Annotated in this window: 3 protein-coding genes and 1 pseudogene; 1 reads left to right on the top strand and 3 read right to left on the bottom strand. The window is 26.7% G+C overall.

The genetic code is table 11. The features are described 5' to 3' along the window. Position 1: 1 nt before the first annotated feature. Both CRV10_RS00090 and CRV10_RS00085 read right to left on the bottom strand, forming a co-directional pair. Positions 2-202: pseudogene (locus CRV10_RS00090) on the bottom strand (Hsp20 family protein); the annotation flags it as partial. A gap of 115 nt (positions 203-317) precedes the next feature. Next, positions 318-890 carry a recombinase family protein gene (locus CRV10_RS00085; RefSeq protein WP_136129801.1) on the bottom strand — a complete coding sequence of 191 codons (573 nt, stop codon included), beginning with the start codon at positions 888-890 and terminating at the stop codon, positions 318-320. A gap of 618 nt (positions 891-1508) precedes the next feature. Here CRV10_RS00085 and repA point away from each other — a divergent pair. Further along, complete coding sequence (repA, locus tag CRV10_RS00080; RefSeq protein WP_136129800.1) at positions 1509-2447, top strand: plasmid replication initiator RepA; 939 nt, start codon at positions 1509-1511, stop codon at positions 2445-2447. Positions 2448-2824: 377 nt separating this feature from the next. On the opposite strand, the gene CRV10_RS03705 is transcribed toward repA, so the two are convergent. Continuing rightward, positions 2825-3211 (bottom strand): Hsp20 family protein, encoded by a 387-nt coding sequence (locus tag CRV10_RS03705; protein ID WP_338419090.1) that lies wholly within the window; start codon positions 3209-3211, stop codon positions 2825-2827. Positions 3212-3247: the final 36 nt, after the last annotated feature.

The following is a 3247-nucleotide window of genomic DNA, read 5'->3' as shown; positions in this document are numbered from 1 at the left end:
CTAATTCACTTTGACAATAACCAGGAACACTTACAGTAAGTTCATAACTCTCTTTATCTCTTTGTAATAAATTATAAGAAGGAGTATCTATTAATGGTTTTTCACCAGTAATTCGACTAAAAAGATTATCCATTTGAGTAAAACGATCAGAAAATAAATTATTATTAAATGATGGCATAAGAGAAAAAGAACGATATGACATATTATCCTCCTTAAACACTTAAATAATCATACATAATATATTATAAATCACTATTGGGATACTTAAAATACTTTTCAAGTAAAAAAACAAAATTCAAAAAACAACAAATTAAAAATTAACTATTAACTAATCTGTCTTTACTTTTACTACATAATCTAGATATAGTTGAAGGATGAACATTAAATAATTTAGCAATATTAGCTGCAGTTTTTTTACCAGAACCCACCACTTCTAAAATTTCCTTTTTCTGCTGTAAATTAAGTTTAGGACGACGTCCACCTATCCTTCCTTCCTTACGAGCAGCTTCTAAACCAATAATAGTACGTTCATACAATATAGCTCTCTCAAACTCAGCAAAAGAACCAATCATCTGCATCATCATCCTACCAGCAGCAGTTGCTATATTGATAGTTTCAGTAAGACTTTCAACCTCAGCTCCCACTAATTGTATTTTTTCCATCAATATTAATAAATCCTTCAAAGAACGAGACAAACGATCTAACTTCCATACTACTAAAACATCACCTGGACCGAGGCGATTAATCAATTGAAGTAACCTTGGCCTATTCCAACAATCAGCAGATACTTTTTCATCAAATACTAAACTACAACCAGAATCTTTAAGACGAGAGATCTGCATACTAGGATCTTGTTCATTCGTTGAAACTCTAGCATAACCAATTCGCATATTAAATTACCATAACTTAATAAGTTTATAAAAATTTTAATTCATCCAAAAAAAAAGATAATAACAAAATTATCAAGTCTACAAAAACTATTTTACTATATTAAAACATCAAACTTGCAAAAAGGCCCCTTTTTGCAAGCACTTACATAAAAAAGTAAGAAAAAATCTAAATAATGGGAAAAATTAAATTATTGCTTTAGTAAATTAATTTGATATAAAATTTTAACAAAATAATCAGATATAAAAAAACAAAACTAAAAACTATTAATTTTTAATTGAAAATTTGTTAATTAAACTTAATACTTAATAAGTTATTATAAAAATATTTTATTTTTTATAATTATATTATTAAGTGTATAATGAATAAACTAATATAAAATATTAAGAATATGAAAAATACAAAAATAAAATTACTTTTTATTCATTGAAGGAAGAAAAATTTTAAAAAATAGCAATATATTCTTACAACAGATGAAATAAAAAACCCCTTGATTCATGATTAAAATATCAAAAAAGATAAAAAATAGAATCAAGAGGTTAATATAAACTTATCTAAATGAACTTTACAAAATAACCCCATTCAAATCCATCTAAATAATTATACAAGTATAGCATAAAGTGAATAATAAAATAATAAATAATATTAATCAAAACCCACAAAAAAAAGATAAAAGACATCGTGGTAATCATTCTGTAAAATGTAAATGTCCTAAACCAGAATGGTTTGCACCAGAGCATTATAAATCCTTACCAGGAGAATTTGGACATGCAATGAGAAAATTGGTAATGAAAGATAAACAAAGTGGTAAACTTTGTTTAAGACGTCGAGTTTCTAGAGATCCATACTTTATCAAATTAAGAAAAGTTGCAGGAAGAACTAGAGATTTTCGACCAGAAAGAAAATTTCTTGTTGACGCAATTTTCCCACTTTTAATTCAAAGAGCAGATATAGGCAGTTGGATAGTAACAACTAATATAACTAAACTAGCTAACGAATTAAGCCCTAAAAACGAAAATCAGGACATAATTCCAGAAACTAGAGTATCTCCATCAAGGCTATCACGTTTATTTCCTGAAATGATGAAATATGGATTATGTGATTTACCAAATTTAGAATGGGATCCAGTACAAGAATATTGGATTCCAAGACACATCATTTTAACAGAAAGATTTTGGAAATTATGTGGGGCAAACATAGATAAATTATTATACCAACGTAATAAAAGATTAGAAGCAGAATCTGAAGGTATACTCGAACCAGGTAATTATCTTTCATTAAGAACAGCTAGAAAGCGTTGGTATGAAAAAATGCGTTTAGCTACTATAAAACATAGAAGAGAAAAAGCTACATCAGAAAAACGTCGTAGACGTCTTTCTAAACTTCCTATAGATCAACGTCGCTATACTATGGCATCATGGATTATACATAACTATCCTAACTACATCCTTTTAAATATGGATCCAGAAAGTTTTGATAGATTAGTATGGCAACACTTAAATAGATTAAGATTAGGACTAAAACTAGAACCTGGACCTGACAATAAATATATAAATTAATTTTCATATTTCAATATATCCATCTTAATTGATGATAATATCCATTTGCTCATTTTTTATCTTTCTTAAAAAAATCTAACAAATATTAATTTAAAATAGATTATTAAACTAATTTTTCTGAAAAAATACTTATTAAAATTTTTTATCCACAATTATCCGCAAATTGAGAATTTTTTTATCTGCATTCAAGTGATAATCTTATCTGCAATATATTCGTATATATAATTACATCTTTCATAAAGAAAATAATTGTTTTCTACTAATAATATTATTAATAAATACTTAATAACTTTTTAAGTTTCTTTTTAAAACAAAAACGCTTCGAAATTTTCGAAGCGTTTTTGTTTTAAAAAATAAATTACTACAAACTAATTTAATTAAGAACCATGATGTTCAATAACACGACCAGTTTCATTTTGAACACCAATAGAAATTTTCTGAGGTTTCTCTCTTTCAGGTATATCATAAGAAAATCTAAGAACTAACAAACCATTACATAAACTAGAATGACTAATATTTATCCTATGCTCAAGACTAAAACTCAAAGAAAACTCACTTTTCTTAATACCTTGATGTAACCACCTAACATTCTCATTCTTTTCTTCATTAGATCCATCTTTTCCAAGATTAGGCTTACCGCTAATAGTTAACTGATTATTCAACATAGTAACATCTAATTCACTTTGACAATAACCAGGAACACTTACAGTAAGTTCATAACTCTCTTTATCTCTTTGTAATAAATTATAAGAAGGAGTATCTATTAATGGTTTTTCACCAGTAATTCGACTAAAAAGATT

Source organism: Candidatus Pantoea edessiphila (assembly GCF_002933355.1).
GTDB lineage: Bacteria > Pseudomonadota > Gammaproteobacteria > Enterobacterales > Enterobacteriaceae > Pantoea_C > Pantoea_C edessiphila.
Note: the sequence above shows the minus strand (reverse complement) of the source record. Positions and strands in the feature narration are given on the sequence as shown.